Genomic DNA, 19,765 nt, shown 5'->3' on the forward strand with positions numbered 1-19,765 from the left:
AAAGGTCAAATTAAAAATGAATTCTTATTTGGTGCTGTTAGAGCTGAGAAACAGAAATATAATTCGAAGTTTTGTATTAACCAGTCAATTTAAATGAAATGTAGGAATGAAAAAAGAATGGATTGTTATTATAATATTATTCTTGTGCCTGCCGTTTTGCCGGGTTAATGCTCAGACGATTGCCGTGAAGACAAACGTCTTGCCTTGGATGACGGGAACTTTAAATCTTGGTGGTGAAATGCGATGTGGTGAATGGTACAGTTTGGAAATGAATTTGAATTATAACCCATGGACTTGGGGGGATAATAAAAAGATGAAACACGTCTTGATTCGCCCCTCGTTCAAGAGATGGTTTCGGGGCGTGTATGACGGTGGTTTCGTGGGGGTGCAAATGTATTATAGCCGGTTTAATATCGGGGGAATGCCACTCTTTAACGTGTTGAAAAAGCACCGTTATCAAGGGAGTGTGGTTGGGGGTGGTTTTTCCTGTGGTTACCAGTGGCCGATCAGTGCAAGCTGGAGTATCGAAACCTCTCTGGCGGCAGGATATGTTCGATTGAATTTTAAGCAATACGGTCCGGCAAAAGGAGATTTGTTACAAGATAAGCGTAAAGAGAATTATTGGGGAGTCACGCATGTCGGGGTATCATTTGTGTATTTTATTCAGTAAAAATATTGTCTTATGAAGATCCAAGTATTTGTTCTAATTATCCTGTTATGGGTGACAGGCAGAATTTCAGCCCAAGAGATTAATTGCGAAATACAGTCCCCTGTAGTCAACGTGCGTCAGGATTCTCTGGTTATTTCTTGGCATATGTTAGTGAGTGTTCCTGATCTGGAAACCCGGGGACACGTGACGCTTACCCCTATCCTTTCCGGGCAGGGACGGCAAACGGAATTGCCTTGTATACTGGTCAATGGGAAAAGGGCTCATTTGATGTACAAACGCGAACAGATGTTACAGAAGCGCAAAAAGTCGGCAGGGGTTACCGGAGTGTATGCGGCTATAAATCCTGAAAATCAATATATCGATTATAGAACGGTAATTCCTGTCCGGGAAGGAATCTTGTCAACCTCACTTCTTTCAATTCGGGCGGAAATTTTTGATGAAAACGGTCATAAAGTCAAGTCAACGATTTTATCCTCGCGGGAAATAGAGATCGAACGGATGGGCGGGTATGCCTCAAATCTGCCAAACGTATTGCGTGACACGACAAAGGTTGCCGACTTGCCAATAAAATCGGGTAAGAAAAGTTTCAAGGGGTGTTATTTGGAACCGGAACGTGATGCTACCGACGAGCGGAACCAGAAGGAACTGGATTTTAGTCTGGAAGAGGCGAAAGTGATCGCGAATTTAAAGCCGCATCTATTATCCTTGCGGGAACTTTACATGGTTGCTTTAAGCTATAAGGATGAACCGGAGAAATTCTACAAGATTATAGAGACGAGCGTGAAGATATATCCCACCAACCCGGTTGCTAATTTGAATGCGGCCAATGCGGCCATTGAACGGGGGAATATACGGATGGCGGGTATGTACTTGCAGATGGCTTTGTACGACACCATTGCTTACAAAAATTGCCGAGGGGTGTACGAATTACTGTGTGATAACACATACGAGGGAATACGTCTTCTGAAGTCAGCGAAGGCTGAGGGGTGCGAGGAGGCAGATCATAACTTGAAATTGTTTTTTGAGTTAAATCAATAATTAAAACGAACATGAAAATCAAATCGATCCTTTTCTTCCTCATCCTTTTCGGAAGTATTACGGTCCGGAGTCAGAATTTTGCGGTAAAAAGTAATTTGCTCTCTCTAGCCAACGGGGCCCTGAACGGAGGGATTGAGTATGCTTTCGGGATGAGATCGACAGTTGATTTCTCCGGGAGTTTACGTCCATGGAAGCGAACGGAAAGATACGTGGAGCGTTATTGGTTGTTACAGGCAGAGTACCGTTACTGGACGTGCCAAAAATTTAACGGGAGTTTTTTCGGGGTATTCCTTAACGGGGCTCAATTCAATATTGGTGGGAAAGATATGTTATTGGGAAAATTCAAGTGGTTGAAAAATCACCGTTACTCCGGCTGGTTGACAGGAGGCGGTATCTCTTACGGGTACCACCTCATTTTGAATCGACATTGGAATTTGGAGGTTTCTTTAGGGATTGGTTACGAGTATATCCGCTACGATAAATATGCGTGTCCGGATTTGTGTGCAGCGTGGAAGGAGAGAGAAAGTTACCACTATTTCGGACCGGATAAGTTTTCTTTAAGTATAGTTTATGTTTTTAATTAAAGGGTTATGAGACACATTTTTCTTTGCGGATGTTTCTTTCTCTTCTCTTTTCTTGCACACGGGCAGAAGGATAGTACCGTTACGGTGAATGAGGCGCAACTTTACCGTATGGGAAAACAGCTAGTTGTCTCCATGCAAATAAATGTATCGCGAAAACTAGCGTCGAACGAATCTTTCGTGTTGATACCGCAACTACGTGATAGTTTGAAGAATTTTATGGAATTTCCCCGAGTCTATATTAACGGACGTAGACAACATTTCGTCTACTTGCGTAATTCCAAACAATTTGTTCAAGCGGGTCATCTGGAGGTCCGTCGGCAAGATGATTCTGTTCAGACAATAGCATATTTACGTTCCGTCCCCTTCGAGGAGTGGATGAACCATTCTGTTCTTTCTCTTGAAGAGAACTCGTGTCATTGCGGGGAGCCGGAGGATGGGTTTTCCCAAGATGTGGCACGATTGAATACGTTGTCGGAGTTACACCCGCAACTGGCATTTATGACGCCCCAAGTTGAAGACGTGAAAAACCGGAATGAGAAGATTTGTGCCTATCTGGATTTTCCCCTGAACAAAACAGATATTCTGGAAGATTTCAGAAACAATGCTGCCGAATTGTATAAAATCAAAGAGGGTATTGATGTATTAAAGCGGGATTCTTTTGTCACGATTTCCGGTATTCATATTCATGGATTTGCATCACCGGAGGGGCCGTATATGAATAACAAGCGGCTTGCGGAAGGGAGAACGGCCGCCTTGAAAGATTATATTTCCGATCAGTATGATTTTCCGGATTCTCTTTTCACGACAAATTATACTCCGGAAGATTGGGAAGGAGTAGGACGTTTGTTGAGAGATTCCGTGTTAAAAAATAGCAACGAGTGGTTACGTATCGTTGAAAGTGATCTTGCTCCCGACCAAAAGGAACAACGGCTGAGGAAACGTTATTCCCGACAGTTTAATGTCGTGGTGAGCAAGTGGTTTCCGGCACTAAGACGTTCGGAATGCACGATCAAGTATGTTGTGAGACCTTTTACGTTGGAAGAAGCGCGAATCGTGTTTCACTCCCAGCCGAAGAACCTGAGTATCGAGGAGATGTTCCAGATTGCACAAACTTTACCCGAGGGGAGTCAACAATATATGAACGTGTTTAAAACTGCTGTTTTATATCATCCTGAAAATCCGGTGGCTAACCTCAATGCGGCGTGTATAGCATTAATGCAAGGGGATGTCGTGTCGGCGGAAAAGTATTTGCTCCGGGCTCCGGATAGCAAAGAAAAAACACTGGCAACGGGTGTTGCCTATATGTTGAAAGGTCAGTACGGGGAAGCGAAGAGTAAATTCAAGGAGGCTGAATCTTTCGGACTTCCGCAAGCAAGCTATAACTTGAAATTATTGAACACTATATATTAACTTAAAATTTAATGTTATGAGGTTATTTTATTATTGTATTTTACTATTTTCGCTAGTAACATTGGGAGGTTGCATCAATGATGCAGATCCTGTTGATGATCCGTCGGGCAATCCTTCTGTTGTTGTGACGGATGGGAATGTGATGTTTTCATTTACCGTGCCGGAAACCTCCTCTTCTCTTGGACGGGCTTCCGCTGAAAGTTCGGATGAGACCGTGCCGGGAAGCGAAAACGAGTCAAGAATTGAAAAAGTGCAACTCTATTTATTTCATTCGGAAACTAAAAATTTCATAGAGTCTTTCGAGATCGGGGTAGAGCGGGTGGTATCTGACCAAACCGTAACTTACCGTTCCAACCAAAAAATCAAGGTTGATCCGGGGAGTTATGATGTATTTGCCGTGGCTAACCGGACTAGTATGATTAATGCCACTTCCGTGGATAATTTTTTAAGCCATGTCGATAAGGATTCTTACGAGAATGGAACAACAGATGCTTCTCGTCCGTTGATTATGGCCAATCGTGCCGTGGCCAATTTGAACGTGGTGGTGAATACTCCGAAAGCGGAAGAAGAGATTACGGTGGTACCCATCACCTTGGAACGAGTAGTAGCCAAATTGTGCTTGGCAAGAAACCGGAACGAATATGTTATGAAGGACAAGGAAGGCCGGCAATATGCCACGATAAATTTAAGTAATTACCGTTATTTCAACTTGAGCCGGAATTTCTATACTTTCCGTCACGTGGTTACTTTAGCGGACGGATCGGATGATACGAATCTGGTTAAGCCCGATTTCACCTGTACGAATGATTATTTTGGGGTTATTCCTGCCACGAACGGCTATGCCGTAGACCCTTATTTTTTCAATAAAACGGTGGCCGGGGCAGAGAATTTCACGAATCAAGACAATTATTATGCCCAACCATATTGTGAAAATGCAAGTAATAATATCACGAGTGTGTTGAATGCTGAAAACACGTACACGACAACGTATTGTTTGGAAAACTGCATGTATCGTCCGGCACAGAATAAAGCCTACGCCACGGGAATCGTGTTTAAGGCAAGTGTTTCCATACCGGAAGAGAGAACTTTTAATGAAGAAGGGCACACGGTAGATCCTTACGGGCAAAGTACGATCTATTATTTTAACTATAATTTTTATACCTCGTTGAAAGCCGTGCATGATATCGGTAAGGCGAATGTCCCAACGGATGGTTCATTAAGCCTCGAAGATCAGAAAAAATACAATATCAAGGTGTTTAACAAGAGTGAAGAAGGCAGTTTCCACTGTTATTACAATTATTTCATTCGCCACGTGGATAATCATTCGGCAATGATGGGAGTGATGGAATTTGGTATCGTGCGTAATAATATTTACCGGATATTGATCACGAATGTGAATGATCTGGGAACAGGAATCCCTGACGTGGATCCGGGAGATATTGAATCCGATGCTTACCTAAGTGTTGATTTCTCTGTTTTACCTTGGAATATCCGTTACCAAGAAGGTGAGTTGGAATAGAATGATACAATAATTTTTAGCTGTAATAATGATGAGTAAGATTGGCGCATGCTGGTTGGCAATATTTTCTTGTCTTTGCTTTGCTTGTTCATGGGTAGATGACGATCTCTCCGATTGTCCTTCGGGTTTTTGGTTAAAATTGTCTTATAGATATAACATATTAAACGTAGATGCGGCTTTTACCCAATTAAAAAATGCGTCAATATTCATATTCGATGAGACCGGAAATTACATTGAAACCCGGCATGTCGACAGTCTTACTCTTCATCAAAATAATTGTCAGGTGAAGTTGGAATCCTTATCCCCGGGCAAGTATAATTTTTTAGTTTGGTCCGGGTTGACGGATTCTTGTTACGAATGTTCTGCCTCGGGGGTAAGACTGTTATGTGATGCGTCGGGAACGTCATCCAAACAATTACCCGCTTTGTTCCATGGCCGTTTGGAAGGGGTGGAAGTTCCGGAAGAGTACACGGTTCGGGAAGTCCCGTTGATAAAGTTAACCCACCGTTTCACGTGTGTTTTGCAAGGCCAGAATCCGACACCATTTGCAGATGATGAATTTCTGCTGGAAATTAGGGCATTTAATGGGATGATTGACCATCGAAGCCAGCCGTTTGATTCGGTTGAAACGTGTTACTTGCCTTTTTATCAGACGGTAGCCGACTTGTCCGGGTTGCAGGTCGTGCATTCGGAATTAAATACATTACGTCTGCTTGAAAATGATGATACCCGTTTGATTCTGACCCATCGTTTCACGGGGCAACGCGTATTGGATATCCCTCTCACGAAATACTTGCTTCTCTCTCGTGAGGCTTACTCGGGAATGACCCCGCAGGAATACTTGGATAGGCAGGATCAATATACTTTAATATTTTTTTTAGATGCCACAGAGGATAAATTAAAACCTTATATCTGTCCCCTGATGAAAGTCAATAACTGGATGGTACGGATAAATGACGTGGATTTGGAGTCTTAAATAATACCAAGCTTACACCAAGGTAAGGAAATCTTTGGTTTAAGGGTGGACTATGGTTGCTCTACCTCAAGTACAAAACATGAACATAGCATAGACATAGCATGAACATGAAATAGTGTTGATGCTGGGTTTTTGTTGTGCCTGTGTTTGGGGTATGGGCTAGAGAGGGGGTAGGGCAACGTTTATGTAAGTATGGATAAGGGTTAAATTGCAGATATGTATAAGGGATTTGTTGCTTTTCATAAATAAAATAAAATCAATTGTTTATGAAAAATTTAGAGGATTATTATAGGATCATTTAATGCTCTGCAAATATAGTAAATTTTCGAATTGCGCAAATCAAAACAAAAATTTTTTTCTTTTTAGCAATCAGACGATTACAATTTTACAAGATTAGACAATTTATTATTAAGTATCATATCATTAATCGATCGTTTTTTGAAACTTTTAATGCGGACAGCTTTCTTTCGTTGAATCGCTGTATTATAGTGAGACGATAGAGACACGTGGAAATAAATCAGGGCCGGTACGAGGGTTAATGCGCGAAGCGCGTCCGGTCAGGAAAAGCGGAGAAAGCTGTTCAAAATTCGATTTAATACCTTGACAGGGGAAATCAAAAGGGTACATGGTTGATAATAAGAATATAAATTGGTACGTGGCTCACACTCGAGTGAATCAGGAGTTGTGGATAAAGAAGAAGCTTGATGAGTTGGGTATCGAGAATTTTCTACCTCAGGAAGAACAAGTGCGGGAAACACCTTTGGGTCGTAAGACGATCCGGGTGCTCTTGATTCACGGGATGATTTTTATTCACACGGATAAAGCAACAAGTTTTTCATTAATAAATGACCATGGGCTTAATATTGTTTATTTGAAAGATATTGAGGGACGTCACTCGTTGATTGTTCCCGATAAACAAATGCATGATTTCATGTTTTTGTTGGATTTTTCCCCGAGCGGGGTAGAGGTGTTAAACAAAAATCTGAAACGGGGAGACCGGGTACGAGTGATTAAAGGCCCCTTGCAAGGATTGGAAGGAGAGTTGGTTCGTTTGATGGGACACAAACGTGTAGTCATCCGTTTGGAAGGAGTTGTGTCAATTGCAACTTCCTATATTCCGGGTTCCTTTTTGGAACGAATAGAGTAGAAAAAGATGATGGAGAAAGGTTTATTTTATGATTTGTACGATCGGTTACGTGAAGTTAATTTCCGTTCGTACTCTCCCGACAAGTTGTCCGCTTATCTTCACGGTTATCTTACGGTTTACACGATGGTGCGGATATATCCGTGGTTAGAGGCCGAGTTTGGAGTTCTTTACGATATTCACGAAAGGGCAAAAGAAATTGCCCGTTGGTATGAGGTATTGGTGCAGAAGAAAGAACTTCCGGCAAATTTTCGTGCCGGTTACGCTGCGGACTTGATGGACGTTTACCAGTTGTACTCGGATTTGGATTTTTTGGAAAAAGGAGTGGATGCTGCCTACGATATACTGACACCTTGGGGAAGTCAAAAACTGGTGTTACCGTGCCGTACTTCTAATATTTGCCGGTTATTGTGTAATTGTTATTATTTTACGGGAGATGCGGAATGTGGCGAATTGGCAGGTAAATTGGTGACAGAAGCTTTGGGATATATGCGGGGAAACCACCGGGACGATTTGTTGGGATGGTGGGATGCGATTTGTTTGTATGATAACGTGGTAGGCTTGATGGAATTACCCGTTGAAGAACAGGAGCGATTGAAAGAAGAGCGGGTCCGGTTGGCCGTACGGGTACGACAAGTGGAGGATGATATGATTGAACAATTTGTGCGGATGGGAGAGGTCTCCTCTGTTGATGTGGGGCTGGTGTTTTATATTTTGGCGAAACGGGAGTTTGTAGCTTGCAACACGAAGTATGAAAAGAAAGAATAAATATACCAATTCACACTAAAAATGCGATACCGGGACATGCAACTCTCGGTAACAGCGTCTCCTTTAAACGGTACTTCATACGCCGGATCAAGCTATTAAATACTGGAGGAGGCGCTTCTTTTACAAAATACCAATAATAAATGAAATACTCGTTTCACTCGGTATGTAATCGTTTGCACGAGAATAAGAAGTATGTGAATGCTTACACGATTCTCTTGGTGGATATTTTTTTGTCCGTCATGAGTTCGTTTATCACGCTTCTTTTTGCCGATAGTTTTATCATCGATCTCTCCCGATTAACCTATGGCGTGATTATTGGCGGTTCTTGCGTGGTTAGTTTGTTGGTTTTCTGGGGACTGAGGGTGAACCGGAATATCATCCGGCACGCCACGATAAAGAGCATTGGGAAAATGGGATTTGCAATTTTCCTAAAAGAACTCCTGTTGGCAGGAATGATCCTCGTGTCCGGTTCTCGACTGTTCGGGCAACACCTTTTTGCCTGTGCCGTGATTGATTTTCTCGTGACATCGGTGATTCTGGTGGGTTTTCGGGTAACGCTCGTGCTGGTTTATGATTTTACGATCTCTCTGTATGGTTCAGGGAAGACGAGGGTACTGGTCTACGGAACCGGTGATAAAAGCGTGGCTCTGAAGACGAGAATGCACACTAGTAAGCACTATCACGTGGTGGGATTCGTGAATCCGGATAGGTACCTGAAATCTTGCGTGCTTTCGGAATTGCCGGTTTACTATTTTGAGGATGAACAGCATTTCTCCCGTTTTGTGAAAAAATATAATATAAACGGTGTGTTATATCCCTCACGTGAGGAGGCTCGTCGGGAGGCGGATCGGTTGGTTCGTTTTTGTCAGGGGATTGGAGTAAAGAACTTGTTTTCCCCGCCAATAGACGTGCTGGGAGATGGTTTGAAAAAGACGATTATCCGGGAGATCCGTATAGAGGACTTGTTGGGACGGGAGGAGATCAAGGTGAACACGAGGGAGATTGAGGCGTATTTTGCGGGTAAGGTGGTGATGGTGACTGGTGCGGCAGGTAGTATCGGTAGCGAGCTATGCCGCCAGTTAGCTGCCTTTGGCGTGGGGTATCTGGTGTTATTTGATAATGCGGAAACCCCGATGCACGAGTTGCGCTTGGAATTGGAACGGAATTTCCCGAACTTGAAGTTCACCCCTTTTGTCGGTGATGTTCGTCAGAAAGAACGGTTACGGATGGTTTTTGAAAAATATCGTCCCCGTGTAGTGTTCCATGCGGCTGCCTATAAGCATGTTCCCTTGATGGAAGAGAACCCTTGCGAGGCGGTTCGGGTGAATGTGGTCGGTTCAAGGCTGGTGGCGGATTTTTGCGTGGAGTATAATGTGGACATGATGGTGATGATTTCCACGGACAAGGCCGTGAATCCGACCAATGTGATGGGGGCTTCCAAACGACTGGCGGAGATATACGTGCAAAGTTTAGGATTAGCAATAGAGCGTGGGGAAGTGAAAGGTAAAACTCGTTTTGTCACGACTCGTTTCGGAAATGTACTGGGAAGTAACGGCAGCGTGATTCCCTATTTCCGGAAACAGATCGAGCGGGGTGGTCCGGTGACGGTTACTGACCCGGGAATCACCCGCTTTTTCATGACTATCCCGGAGGCTTGCCGGTTGGTGATGGAGGCGGCCACGATGAGTACGGGCAATCAAATCTACGTTTTTGACATGGGAGAACCCGTGAAGATCGTCGATCTGGCGGAACGGATGATTCGTTTGGCGGGGTACGTCCCGAACGAGGATATCAAGATCAAGTTTATCGGCTTGCGGCCGGGAGAGAAATTGTACGAGGAGGTTTTAAGTAACGAAGAGAACACGATCCCGACGGGGAATGCTAAAATTCGGGTAGCAAGAGTCCGGAAGTACAAGCGGGACGAGGTGTTGAGAGCTTATGATCAACTTGCGGAATTAGCATTGGCGGTACGGATTGAGGATACCGTGCGGTTGATGAAACAGGTGGTGCCGGAGTTTAAATCGAAGAACTCCCGGTTCGAAATACTGGATAAAATAAATAATTAACTAAAATAAAGACTTACAAGTGATGACGGGAACTGGAAGATTGTTTTTTATCGGTATGCTGGTTTGCTTGTTGGGGGCTTGCGCTTCCCCGAAGGACGTGGTGTACCTGCAAGATGTGAAGATAAATTCTAGAGTGAAAGCAGCTTTGCAGTATCGTACGGTGATCCATGTGGATGATCTATTATCAATCGTGGTTTCCTGTGATGATATTGAGACGGCCCTGCCTTTTAACACGCCGATGATCGGGTTGGGACAGAACAACACGAGAACAGGTAACGATCAACTTTACGGGTATCTGGTGGACACGGACGGGACGATCGATTTCCCGGTGTTGGGAAAGATTAAAGTGGAAGGTTTATCCCGGACGGAACTGGCAGCTAAATTGAAGAAGGAGTTGAGTAACTACCTGAAGAACCCGATCGTGACTATCCAGTACTTGAATTTCAAGGTAACCGTGTTGGGAGAAGTGAAAGCTCCCGGGAGTTACAAGGTGAATAGTGAACGGGTCTCCATTTTTGATGCTTTGGGAATGGCTGGAGATTTACAAATTAATGCAAAGCGTAAGAACGTGCTGGTGATGCGAGAAGACGGGGACGAGAAAGTTTTCGCCCAACTGGATTTGACATCGGAAAATATCATTCATTCGCCTTTTTTCTACTTGCAACAGAATGACGTGGTCTATGTCGAACCCAATAAGGCTCGGATTGTGGGAGGAAATGCCGGGGCATTTCTGCCTTACGTTTTATCGAGTATTTCCACGTTGGTGGCAATCCTTGCCATCGCAATTCGTTAACCTAGAACCGGAATTACATGGAAGAGAATAACTTGAACAGGGAACGTGAGTCCGAAAGTATAGATATAAAAGTATTAGTTGAAAAGTTTATCACCCGTTGGCGTTGGTTTGCGGTGTCGGTGCCTTTGTGTTTGGTCATCGCTTTGTTGATATGCCAGAGCCGAGTGCCTATTTACAACGTGACGGGTAAGGTGATGATCAGCGACTCGAAAAAGGGGGAACTGGGAACGAACGTGATGATGAAAGAGCTGGGCTTGGCGGCGGCGGATATGTTTGTGGAGAACGAGATCGTGGAGCTACAGTCGAAGAACCTGATGCGGGAGGTCGTGGAGGAACTGGACTTGAACGTCCGTTACGTCCGTGAAGGTTTCTTGCGTGACCGAGAACTTTATAACGATTCGCCGGTGAAAGTTCTTGTGGATAATCCCGGGGAGATCCGGGACACGTCTTTTCACGTGTTGTTGGACACGGCGAACCTCGTGATATTGATGAACCTTGACGGGGAGAAAATGTGGAGCGGTCACTACTCGGAGAGTGTTCCTATGGGAGACTATAACCTCTCGATCGAGCCTAATAGGAAAGTTACTTCCAAGGAAAAAATCCGGGTGGACCTGTCTAGTTTTCGAAAAACGACAGATGTTTTTTCAAAAAACTTGAACGTGCAAATCTTGGTAAAGAACACGAACTCCGTATTGGTCTCCTTGAAAGACGCCGTACCGGCGAGAGGAATTGCGGTGATTAATGCTCTTGTCAAGCGGTATAACCAGAACGGTATCGATAACAAGAGGATCGTGTCAGAGGCGACGGTGGAGTTCATCAACGAGCGGCTGGACGTGATCAACCAAGAGTTGGGAACGATCGAACGACGGGCGGAAGACTTCAAGAAGACGAATAAATTAACGGATATCACCTCGGATGCCGCTTTCGTGATGGAACGCAAGAAACAGTCGGAGGCGGAGTTGATGAAATTGCAAACGGAGCTGGACGTGTTGCGAAGCATCCGGGCGGCGATCACGCAGAAACGGGCGGAAGAGTTCTCGCTGTTGCCGGAAAACTTGGGTCTCTCGGACGAGGGTTTGAATGCGGGGATCACTCGTTATAACGAGATGGTGTTGCGTCGGGGCAAGTTGCTGCAGAGTGCTAGCGAGAGCAATCCGATCGTGATCGGGCTAAACTCCCAGTTGCAAGGATTAAAAAAGAACATACAAGAGACAATTACCAACGTGGAGAGTGGTCTGTTGATCAAGTTGAAGAGCGTGGAGAAAGAGAATGCGTCGGTGAACGAGATGTTAACTTCCGTTCCCACGCAGGAGAAACAGTATCGAGATATCGCCCGGTAACAGGAATTGAAGGAGAACCTTTTCCTCTTCTTGATGCAAAAACGGGAGGAGGCGGAGATCGCTAAATTGATCTACGTGGCGACGGCTAAAATTATAGAGGATCCGTCTGCGGGTAGTGCTCCTGTAGAGCCTAAAAAGGCGTTGATCATGCTCGTGGGGTTGTTTCTGGGCGTGGGCATCCCGGTCGGGATTATCCTCTTGCTGGATATGCTGAACGATAAAGTTCGTTCTATCGACGAGGTGAAACGGGCACTACCGTTCCCTGTGCTGGGAGATATACCTGAGCTACCTCAAGAAGAGGTTACCCTGTTACGGGAAAATTTTTCCGTGTCGGAATCGATGCAAGTGATCCGGGAGAAATTGAACTATATGCTGGGTGAGAAAGCCTGTCCCGTATTGTTGGTGACTTCCGGGGTACCCGGGGAGGGGAAGACACTGGTGGCTGCTCACTTGGCGAAGGCTTATGCGAGGGCGGGTAAAAAGACGTTATTGGTCGGTTGTGATCTGCGAAATCCGCAGTTACACTCGTATCTTCATAAGGATTACTCCCGTGGCTTGTCGGCTTATCTGGCAGGAATGGAACCGGAATGGAGACGGCTGGTACATTCGCTAGGAGAAAATTTAAGCGTGTTGTTTGGGGGAGATGTCCCGCCGAACCCGGTAGCTTTGCTTTCAAGTGATAGGTTCAAGACATTGTTGGAGGAGATGAAGGGGGAATATGATTGCGTTATCCTAGATACTCCCCCGGTGGGAATTCTAGCGGATGCCTTGACGATGGTCAAGCAAGCGGACGCTTGTTTGTGTGTCGTTCGCTTGAACGTGTTGCCGCGAGGGGTGTTATCTTCCTTGCGAGTACTGGAAAGCGAGCATCACGTGACGAATTGCGGGGTGCTGGTTAACGGTGTGTCTAGGAGAATACACTATTACAAGTACGGTTACGGTAATTATTACAACAAGCAAAATAGATAAGAGGGTAAGTTATAGTCATGTGGTGGTTTCGAAAACGGGAGAAGGTACATTTTGATTATACCCATGATATTCATTCGCATGTTCTACCCGGAGTAGATGACGGGGTTAGGACTTATGGGGAGTCAATCATAGTGTTGAAAGGCTTATCTAGTTTGGGCGTGAAACGAGTGACATGCACCTCCCACGTTTATTTTCCTGCCTTGATGAATGGACGGGAAAATCTTTATCCCTTGTTGGAAGATCTTCGAGCTGGTTTGCAAAAGGAGGGAATAGAGATAGAATTGGATTTGGGAGCCGAGTATCGTGTCGGGGAGTACATGTTGAGTTTGATCGAACGGGGAGAGATCCTGTCCGGGGACGAGAAACGGGTACTGGTGGAACATAACTTTTTATCTCCCTCACCTTTTTTTGATCAGGTAGTGTTCGAATTACAGACCAGGGGGTATGAAGTGGTGTTGGCTCATCCAGAGCGGTACGTTTTCTGGGCGGATGATATCGTTCGACACGGGGAGGAGTTGAAGAACAAGAATTGTCGGTTACAGGTGAATATTCTGTCGTTCGCAGGGTATTACGGGAAGGAGGCACAACGGGGTGCGGAAAGGTTACATGATGCGGGGATGATCGATTATTATGCGGGGGATGTGCACGGGATGAGGCATGTAGAGGCTATTGGAGAATTTTTAAAAGGTTGATAGTAATTGTTTGATTAAAATGAATATAAATAGAAATAATGAATATTCACGTCATGAACAAGTTTAAAGATATAAAAATTGCCGTGGCCGGAACCGGTTACGTTGGCTTAAGTATAGCGACATTGTTGTCCCAACATCATCAAGTGAAGGCGGTAGACGTGATACCTGAAAAGGTGGAAAAACTAAACAACAGAATCTCCCCGATTCAAGATGATTATATCGAGAAATATTTGTCAGAGAAACCCTTGAACTTTGTGGCAACCCTCGATGGTAAGGACGCTTATAAGGATGCAGATTTCGTAGTAATAGCTACTCCGACCAATTATGATCCGGAGAAAAACTATTTCGATACCTCTCGCGTAGAAGATGTGATTGACTTGGTGTTGGAGGTGAATCCCGATGCGGTGATGGTTATCAAGAGTACTATTCCCGTGGGTTACACTCGTAATCTCTATGTCAAGTACGCTCAAAAGGGGGTAAAAAAGTTTAATTTACTCTTTTCTCCAGAATTTTTGCGTGAAAGTATGGCTTTGTATGATAATCTTTATCCAAGCAGAATCATTGTAGGTTATCCCAAAATTATAGACAAACCTGAATTTGTCAAAGAGAACGAGGCGATAAAGGCCGTGACTGATGTCGAGATGCTAAGAGAAGCGGCCCAAACGTTTGCAGGGCTTTTACAGGAAGGTGCTATTAAAGAGAATATTGACACGCTCTTCATGGGCATGAAAGAGGCTGAGGCCGTGAAACTCTTCGCCAATACCTATCTTGCCTTGCGAGTGAGTTATTTCAATGAGCTTGACACGTATGCTGAGATGAAGGAACTTGATTCTAAGGCTATCATTGAGGGAGTGGGGTTAGATCCCCGTATCGGTACACATTACAATAATCCCTCCTTTGGTTACGGGGGATATTGCTTGCCGAAGGATACCAAGCAATTGTTAGCTAACTACCAAGATGTACCACAGAACATGATGTCTGCTATCGTGGAGTCAAATAAAACTCGCAAAGATTATATTGCTGATGCTGTATTACGAAAGGCAGGTTATTACGGTGAAAACGGACAATGGGATTCGAGTAAAGAGCATGCTTGCATTATTGGGGTTTATCGCTTGACAATGAAAGCGAACTCTGATAATTTTCGTCAATCCGCTATCCAAGGCATCATGAAGCGAATAAAGGCAAAGGGGGCAAACGTAATCATTTATGAGCCAACTCTTGCAGATGGCGAAACTTTCTTTGGTAGCAAGATTATTAATGATTTTACCAAATTCAAAGCGATGAGCAAAGCTATCATTGCTAACCGTTTTGATGACACTCTTAGGGATGTTGAAGATAAAGTTTATACTCGGGATATATTCCATTGTGATTAAATATAAGAAAGAAATAGAGAGGAATTATGATTGCAAGATATTGTACTTTAATTTATAAATTCTGTATGCACTGATTTTTAATAAAATGATGAGATTATTTGCAGTTATAATTATAATATTTCCTGTATTATTATTTTATTTAATAAGAAATAGAAAACATGATGTTTTTTCTCCACTTAATGCATATACGTTATTATATATAGTTAAGATAGTTTTACCAACGATTATATATGCTATACCGACGAATATTTCAATAGTTGATGATATTTTTTTAAAGAATGCTTTATATTCAGATACCTCGTTTTTTTGTTATATCATTTTGCAGTCTTTGGGATATGTATTAGTATTACTTGGTATCAAGGTGGTTGCAAATCGATATTTGAAAATTGCAGATATTCAAATGTCTCAAAATGAGATTGGTCGACTTGATCATGAAAATATTCGGATTTATAAAACTTGGGGAATTATTTTTTATTTATTGGGGATATTGGGATTTTTTCTGATTATGTCTAAAACAGGAGGTGTTGCTTATTTTTTTTCAAATTTACAATATAGAACTTACTTAGTAAGAGATTTAGATTTTGAATCTTATCTTCTTTCATTGTTAAATTATGCACCGCTTTTAATTATCTATTCTAAAAGATGGACGAAAGGTAAAATACGATTTATTGATATCATATTGATCATTTTTGCAGGATTAATGGTAGGATTAGGGGGAAGAAAGGCCTTGTTGATGCTTGTAGTAGAGAGTATAGTTATTTATCACTTTGTTGTAAAAAGAATAAGAATAAAAAAAATTTTGCGTCCTAAATATATTATTGGAATATTATTTGTGTATTTGTTTTTTACGACATATTCAAAATTTAGGCAAGAGGGAGCGTATATGCAATTCATAAACAGCCCTGTTGCATTTTATACGGAAAATGTAGATGGAGGATTAGCTAGAGCAATAGCAGGTGAATCTTATGTTCCTTTTTACGTAGCAATAATTAATTATTTTGAAACTCATCAAAAGTGGTATGGAACTTCATTCAAAGGTTTATTTACGGCGTTTATTCCTTCATCTTTTTATTCTGATAAACCTCCTGTGGATGATGGAATGTATTTATATTCTATAGCTAATGGTCGAGATGGATTATTGCCTCCAATGCCTGTACATGAATTAGATGGATCATCATGGCCATTGGAAACCGTAGGGGCAATGTATGCAAATTTTGGATCTTTAGGTGTTTTGATTGGAATGTGGTTGGTGGGAATCATTATTGGAAGTGTTTATAATAAAATGATCAAAACAAATTATAGTTTTTTATTTGTAATATTCTATACGTTAATGCTTTTTACTTTTGAACTTTCATCTCTTCGTATAGTACAATTAGTAATGGCTTTTGTTATACTTTCAGTGATACAATTTACAGTTAATAAATTGCATTAATAATATGATCAAACAACTTATATATCATAGAATAACGACTTTTTTCTTGAAACTATTTTGTTCTTTGTTTTATAATCCCAAATATCTAAAAGGAAAATTTTTCGAAAAACACCGGATGGGATATTGGTGGGCAATTAGGGCTATCCCACGTTTGTATTTTTTACATCGTCAAAATGTAAATTGGCCTGTTGGTAAAAATACCATGATACTAGGGGGGGATAAAATTTTGTTTCATGTTAATTCCATCAATGTTTTCCAACAGCCTGGGTGCTATTTCCAAGCGTTTGCTACGATTAATATTGGGAATAATGTATGGATTGGGCAAAATACAGGAATAATTACAGCTAATCATAATTTGTTAGATCCAGAACAACATGAAATAGGAAAACCTGTTTATATTGGTGATAATACATGGATTGGAATGAATAGTGTGATTTTACCGGGTGTATCTTTGGGGCCTAACACAATAGTTGGAGCGGGTTCTGTTGTAACTAAATCTTTTCCTGCTGGGCATTGTGTTATAGCAGGGAATCCTGCTAAGTTGTTGAAAATTATAGAATAGCAATGAGTATATTGCGCCAAAACAAAGTTTTTCATAATATTTTTTTGATGAGTGCGACCACGGTTGTGGCCCAATCAATAAATATTATAGCTCAGCCTATCCTCACTCGTTTGATTTCTGCTGAGACTTTAGGTATATACACGTTTTTGGTGAGTTTAGCTAATATGGCGATACCGGTAGCTTCTTTAAAACTTGATATGTTAATTGTTTCAGAGGATTCCGATGATGAGGCTCAATATGTTACAGATTTAAGTATAGTTATTGCGTTGGGAGTATCTATCATTTATTTTCTTGTCATTTTTTGTGCTTATTTTATAGGTCCTAATATTTTCAATAAATATGGTCCTATTATTTTCATGGTACCTGTTATGGTATTTACGAACGGAGTCCGTTATTTACTTGTTAGTTATAATAATAGATACTGTCAATATAAGTTAATAGGTGTGATAGGAATTGTTCGAGAGGTTTCAAGAGCTGTTATTCAAGTAATTTCAGGGTTATTTCAATGGGGGATTATTGGTCAAATTTTAGGTTATGCTTGTGCTCCTGTTTTTGGTATATTTAGACAAACGAAAGACTATAGGGGAAAATTGAAAAAACGATCTTTTCTTTCACCCAAAAAAATGAAAGAAATACTTGGTAAAGGAAAAAATCAGATATTATATCTAGTTCCCGCCCAATTCCTAAATAATTTCTCGTCTGCGTTAGTAATTATTTTTATAACATCTTTGTATGCATCAGAAACTTTGGGGTATTATTCTGCTGGAGTTCGATTGTTAGAAATTCCTCTTATTTTTATAGCAGCTAATGTCAGTAAAGTATGTTACAGGCAAATAAGTGAAGATGTCTCTTTAAGAAAACCCACAATAAAAACTTTATTAAAAATTTCTGCAGGGTTACTAGGAATATCTTTGGTGGGTTTTGGGATATTGTATATTATCGCACCCATTTTTGCACGTTTTATCTTTGGCCCTGGCTATGAAGTTGCTGGAGAATACATTAGGTGTTTATGTTTAATGTATGCAATTAGGTTGGTTGTTACTTCTTTTGCTGGTTTGTTCACCATTTTTGGAAAACAAAAGATAGAATTTTATATGGTACTTTTTTTAGTTATAGCTGCTATTGGGATTTATTTATGTTGTAAATTTTTTAAATTTCCCGTGACGACATTTTTATGGTCAATATCTGTAGCTTATTCTTTTCTGTATTCTTTTATTTGGTTTGGATATTTTCTTTTGTGTAAAAGACATGATAACTCATTGATTGTTAATAGTGGAATATAAAATATGAGAGTTTGCATATTTACGTCAACAAACGATAAAAGTGAAGGGGGGCCTTCTCGTAGTGTCCCTATTTTAGCTAAGGGTGTATCAAAAGTTGGATGTGATACATTTTTAATGACAAGAGAAACAATTGATATGAATTTTCATGCATTGGAAGGATTTCCAGCTGTAAGGTTAAAAATACTACCCTACAATATTACTTATAAGCAATTGGAACAAGAAATATTAATAGATAAATATGATATTGTTCATATACAAGGTATTTGGATTCCAATTTATCATTATGTTGCATCTATAGCGAGAAAATATGGTATTCCATATATAATAACTCCAAGGGGGGCATTAGAACCATGGAGTTTATCACAAAAAAAGTGGAAAAAGAAACTGGCAATGTTATTGTATCAACGTTTTGATATTCAGAATGCGAATGCAATTTTAGCAACAGCAAATTTAGAAGCAGTTCATTTACGGGCACTTGGTTTTACAAATCCTATTGCAGTTATCCCTAATGGAATTGATATTTCTGAATACAAATGTAGGACTTTTGAGGATAGAGATGAGATAAAGAAACAAATTCTTTTTTTGTCTAGAATTCATCCTAAAAAAGGGATTGAAATACTTATCGAATCGTGGAAGAGATTAACTGGAAAATATAAAGATTGGAATGTTGTTATTGCGGGTAATGGTGAAGAGAATTACATAAGTTATCTTAAAGAATTAATTAAAAATAATTATCTTGATTCAAGTGTTTCGATTATTCCTCCTGTTTTTGGTGAAATGAAACGAAAATTGTATTGTGAATCTTCTTTATTTGTGCTTCCTACATATAGTGAGAACTTTGGGATGGTAATAGCCGAAGCTTTAGCATGTGGTATTCCCGTAATAACAACAACAGGAACTCCTTGGGAAGAGTTGAATACGAATAAAATAGGTTGGTGTGTTGAGCTTTCCGTTGAGAATATTGTATTAACAATAGAAACAGCTATTCAATTAGGAGAAGAGAAACTTTTTGAAATGGGGCAAAAAGGGCATATGTATGTCAATGATAAATATGACTATTCAAAAGTGGGAATGAAGAATAAGCAGTTATATCAGTGGATATTGGGGGAAAATCCAGATTTCACGTTACTATACAAATAAATTTTA

18 protein-coding genes are annotated in these 19,765 nt (G+C 41.3%); all 18 read left to right on the forward strand.

What is annotated here, in order from left to right; translation table 11 throughout:
* The first annotated feature begins 106 nt into the window (after positions 1-106).
* The 18 genes from QVC79_RS00580 to QVC79_RS00665 all read left to right on the forward strand — a co-directional run bounded on the left by QVC79_RS00580 (position 107) and on the right by QVC79_RS00665 (position 19,759).
* The gene (locus QVC79_RS00580) at positions 107-670 is read left to right on the forward strand and encodes a DUF3575 domain-containing protein (protein WP_270595628.1); all 564 of its coding nucleotides are present in this window, start codon (positions 107-109) and stop codon (positions 668-670) included.
* Between the two features lie 12 nt (positions 671-682).
* The gene (locus tag QVC79_RS00585) at positions 683-1,708 is read left to right on the forward strand and encodes a DUF3868 domain-containing protein (protein ID WP_124315905.1); all 1,026 of its coding nucleotides are present in this window, start codon (positions 683-685) and stop codon (positions 1,706-1,708) included.
* Positions 1,709-1,719: 11 nt separating this feature from the next.
* Positions 1,720-2,292, forward strand: a complete 573-nt coding sequence (locus QVC79_RS00590; protein WP_124315906.1) for a DUF3575 domain-containing protein — start codon at positions 1,720-1,722, stop codon at positions 2,290-2,292.
* Positions 2,293-2,298: 6 nt separating this feature from the next.
* Positions 2,299-3,702, forward strand: coding sequence for a DUF3868 domain-containing protein (locus tag QVC79_RS00595; RefSeq protein WP_270595627.1), 1,404 nt, complete (start codon positions 2,299-2,301; stop codon positions 3,700-3,702).
* A gap of 16 nt (positions 3,703-3,718) precedes the next feature.
* A complete protein-coding gene (locus tag QVC79_RS00600) occupies positions 3,719-5,221 on the forward strand; it encodes an Mfa1 family fimbria major subunit (protein WP_124315908.1) in 1,503 nt (500 codons plus the stop codon).
* A gap of 31 nt (positions 5,222-5,252) precedes the next feature.
* Entirely contained in the window at positions 5,253-6,197 is a 945-nt protein-coding gene (locus QVC79_RS00605) for a FimB/Mfa2 family fimbrial subunit (RefSeq protein WP_270595625.1), read from the forward strand.
* Between the two features lie 625 nt (positions 6,198-6,822).
* Positions 6,823-7,344, forward strand: a complete 522-nt coding sequence (locus tag QVC79_RS00610) for a UpxY family transcription antiterminator (RefSeq protein WP_118304612.1) — start codon at positions 6,823-6,825, stop codon at positions 7,342-7,344.
* Between the two features lie 6 nt (positions 7,345-7,350).
* Complete coding sequence (locus QVC79_RS00615; RefSeq protein ID WP_229782939.1) at positions 7,351-8,109, forward strand: hypothetical protein; 759 nt, start codon at positions 7,351-7,353, stop codon at positions 8,107-8,109.
* A gap of 140 nt (positions 8,110-8,249) precedes the next feature.
* Entirely contained in the window at positions 8,250-10,175 is a 1,926-nt protein-coding gene (locus QVC79_RS00620) for a polysaccharide biosynthesis protein (RefSeq protein ID WP_124317397.1), read from the forward strand.
* 22 nt (positions 10,176-10,197) lie between these two features.
* Complete coding sequence (locus QVC79_RS00625) at positions 10,198-10,968, forward strand: polysaccharide biosynthesis/export family protein (RefSeq protein WP_124317402.1); 771 nt, start codon at positions 10,198-10,200, stop codon at positions 10,966-10,968.
* Between the two features lie 17 nt (positions 10,969-10,985).
* Positions 10,986-12,308 carry a GumC family protein gene (locus QVC79_RS00630; protein ID WP_287642417.1) on the forward strand — a complete coding sequence of 441 codons (1,323 nt, stop codon included), beginning with the start codon at positions 10,986-10,988 and terminating at the stop codon, positions 12,306-12,308.
* A 6-nt stretch (positions 12,309-12,314) separates the two neighbouring features.
* Entirely contained in the window at positions 12,315-13,277 is a 963-nt protein-coding gene (locus QVC79_RS00635) for a polysaccharide biosynthesis tyrosine autokinase (RefSeq protein WP_287642418.1), read from the forward strand.
* A gap of 17 nt (positions 13,278-13,294) precedes the next feature.
* On the forward strand, positions 13,295-13,969 hold the full coding sequence (locus QVC79_RS00640) for a tyrosine-protein phosphatase (RefSeq protein ID WP_124317399.1): 675 nt from the start codon (positions 13,295-13,297) through the stop codon (positions 13,967-13,969).
* A gap of 53 nt (positions 13,970-14,022) precedes the next feature.
* Positions 14,023-15,342 (forward strand): nucleotide sugar dehydrogenase, encoded by a 1,320-nt coding sequence (locus tag QVC79_RS00645; RefSeq protein ID WP_124317400.1) that lies wholly within the window; start codon positions 14,023-14,025, stop codon positions 15,340-15,342.
* Between the two features lie 88 nt (positions 15,343-15,430).
* Positions 15,431-16,774 carry an O-antigen polymerase gene (locus tag QVC79_RS00650; protein ID WP_270595623.1) on the forward strand — a complete coding sequence of 448 codons (1,344 nt, stop codon included), beginning with the start codon at positions 15,431-15,433 and terminating at the stop codon, positions 16,772-16,774.
* Between the two features lie 4 nt (positions 16,775-16,778).
* On the forward strand, positions 16,779-17,336 hold the full coding sequence (locus QVC79_RS00655; protein WP_151412034.1) for an acyltransferase: 558 nt from the start codon (positions 16,779-16,781) through the stop codon (positions 17,334-17,336).
* Positions 17,337-17,338: 2 nt separating this feature from the next.
* On the forward strand, positions 17,339-18,619 hold the full coding sequence (locus QVC79_RS00660) for a lipopolysaccharide biosynthesis protein (RefSeq protein WP_151412027.1): 1,281 nt from the start codon (positions 17,339-17,341) through the stop codon (positions 18,617-18,619).
* A gap of 3 nt (positions 18,620-18,622) precedes the next feature.
* On the forward strand, positions 18,623-19,759 hold the full coding sequence (locus QVC79_RS00665; RefSeq protein ID WP_124318426.1) for a glycosyltransferase: 1,137 nt from the start codon (positions 18,623-18,625) through the stop codon (positions 19,757-19,759).
* The last annotated feature ends 6 nt before the right edge of the window (positions 19,760-19,765 follow it).

Source organism: Butyricimonas sp. (assembly GCF_019423355.1).
In the GTDB taxonomy this organism is placed as follows: Bacteria; Bacteroidota; Bacteroidia; order Bacteroidales; family Marinifilaceae; genus Butyricimonas; species Butyricimonas faecihominis.

Bases quoted from the DNA above. Each gene is read 5' to 3' on its own strand.
- QVC79_RS00640 (WP_124317399.1), top strand. From the start codon at position 13,295: ATGTGGTGGTTTCGAAAACGGGAGAAGGTACATTTTGATTATACCCAT.
- QVC79_RS00650 (WP_270595623.1), top strand. From the start codon at position 15,431: ATGAGATTATTTGCAGTTATAATTATAATATTTCCTGTATTATTATTT.
- QVC79_RS00625 (WP_124317402.1), top strand. From the start codon at position 10,198: ATGACGGGAACTGGAAGATTGTTTTTTATCGGTATGCTGGTTTGCTTG.
- QVC79_RS00600 (WP_124315908.1), top strand. From the start codon at position 3,719: ATGAGGTTATTTTATTATTGTATTTTACTATTTTCGCTAGTAACATTG.
- QVC79_RS00590 (WP_124315906.1), top strand. From the start codon at position 1,720: ATGAAAATCAAATCGATCCTTTTCTTCCTCATCCTTTTCGGAAGTATT.
- QVC79_RS00585 (WP_124315905.1), top strand. From the start codon at position 683: ATGAAGATCCAAGTATTTGTTCTAATTATCCTGTTATGGGTGACAGGC.
- QVC79_RS00605 (WP_270595625.1), top strand. From the start codon at position 5,253: ATGAGTAAGATTGGCGCATGCTGGTTGGCAATATTTTCTTGTCTTTGC.
- QVC79_RS00630 (WP_287642417.1), top strand. From the start codon at position 10,986: ATGGAAGAGAATAACTTGAACAGGGAACGTGAGTCCGAAAGTATAGAT.
- QVC79_RS00665 (WP_124318426.1), top strand. From the start codon at position 18,623: ATGAGAGTTTGCATATTTACGTCAACAAACGATAAAAGTGAAGGGGGG.
- QVC79_RS00610 (WP_118304612.1), top strand. From the start codon at position 6,823: ATGGTTGATAATAAGAATATAAATTGGTACGTGGCTCACACTCGAGTG.
- QVC79_RS00645 (WP_124317400.1), top strand. From the start codon at position 14,023: ATGAACAAGTTTAAAGATATAAAAATTGCCGTGGCCGGAACCGGTTAC.
- QVC79_RS00660 (WP_151412027.1), top strand. From the start codon at position 17,339: ATGAGTATATTGCGCCAAAACAAAGTTTTTCATAATATTTTTTTGATG.
- QVC79_RS00615 (WP_229782939.1), top strand. From the start codon at position 7,351: ATGATGGAGAAAGGTTTATTTTATGATTTGTACGATCGGTTACGTGAA.
- QVC79_RS00580 (WP_270595628.1), top strand. From the start codon at position 107: ATGAAAAAAGAATGGATTGTTATTATAATATTATTCTTGTGCCTGCCG.
- QVC79_RS00655 (WP_151412034.1), top strand. From the start codon at position 16,779: ATGATCAAACAACTTATATATCATAGAATAACGACTTTTTTCTTGAAA.
- QVC79_RS00620 (WP_124317397.1), top strand. From the start codon at position 8,250: ATGAAATACTCGTTTCACTCGGTATGTAATCGTTTGCACGAGAATAAG.
- QVC79_RS00595 (WP_270595627.1), top strand. From the start codon at position 2,299: ATGAGACACATTTTTCTTTGCGGATGTTTCTTTCTCTTCTCTTTTCTT.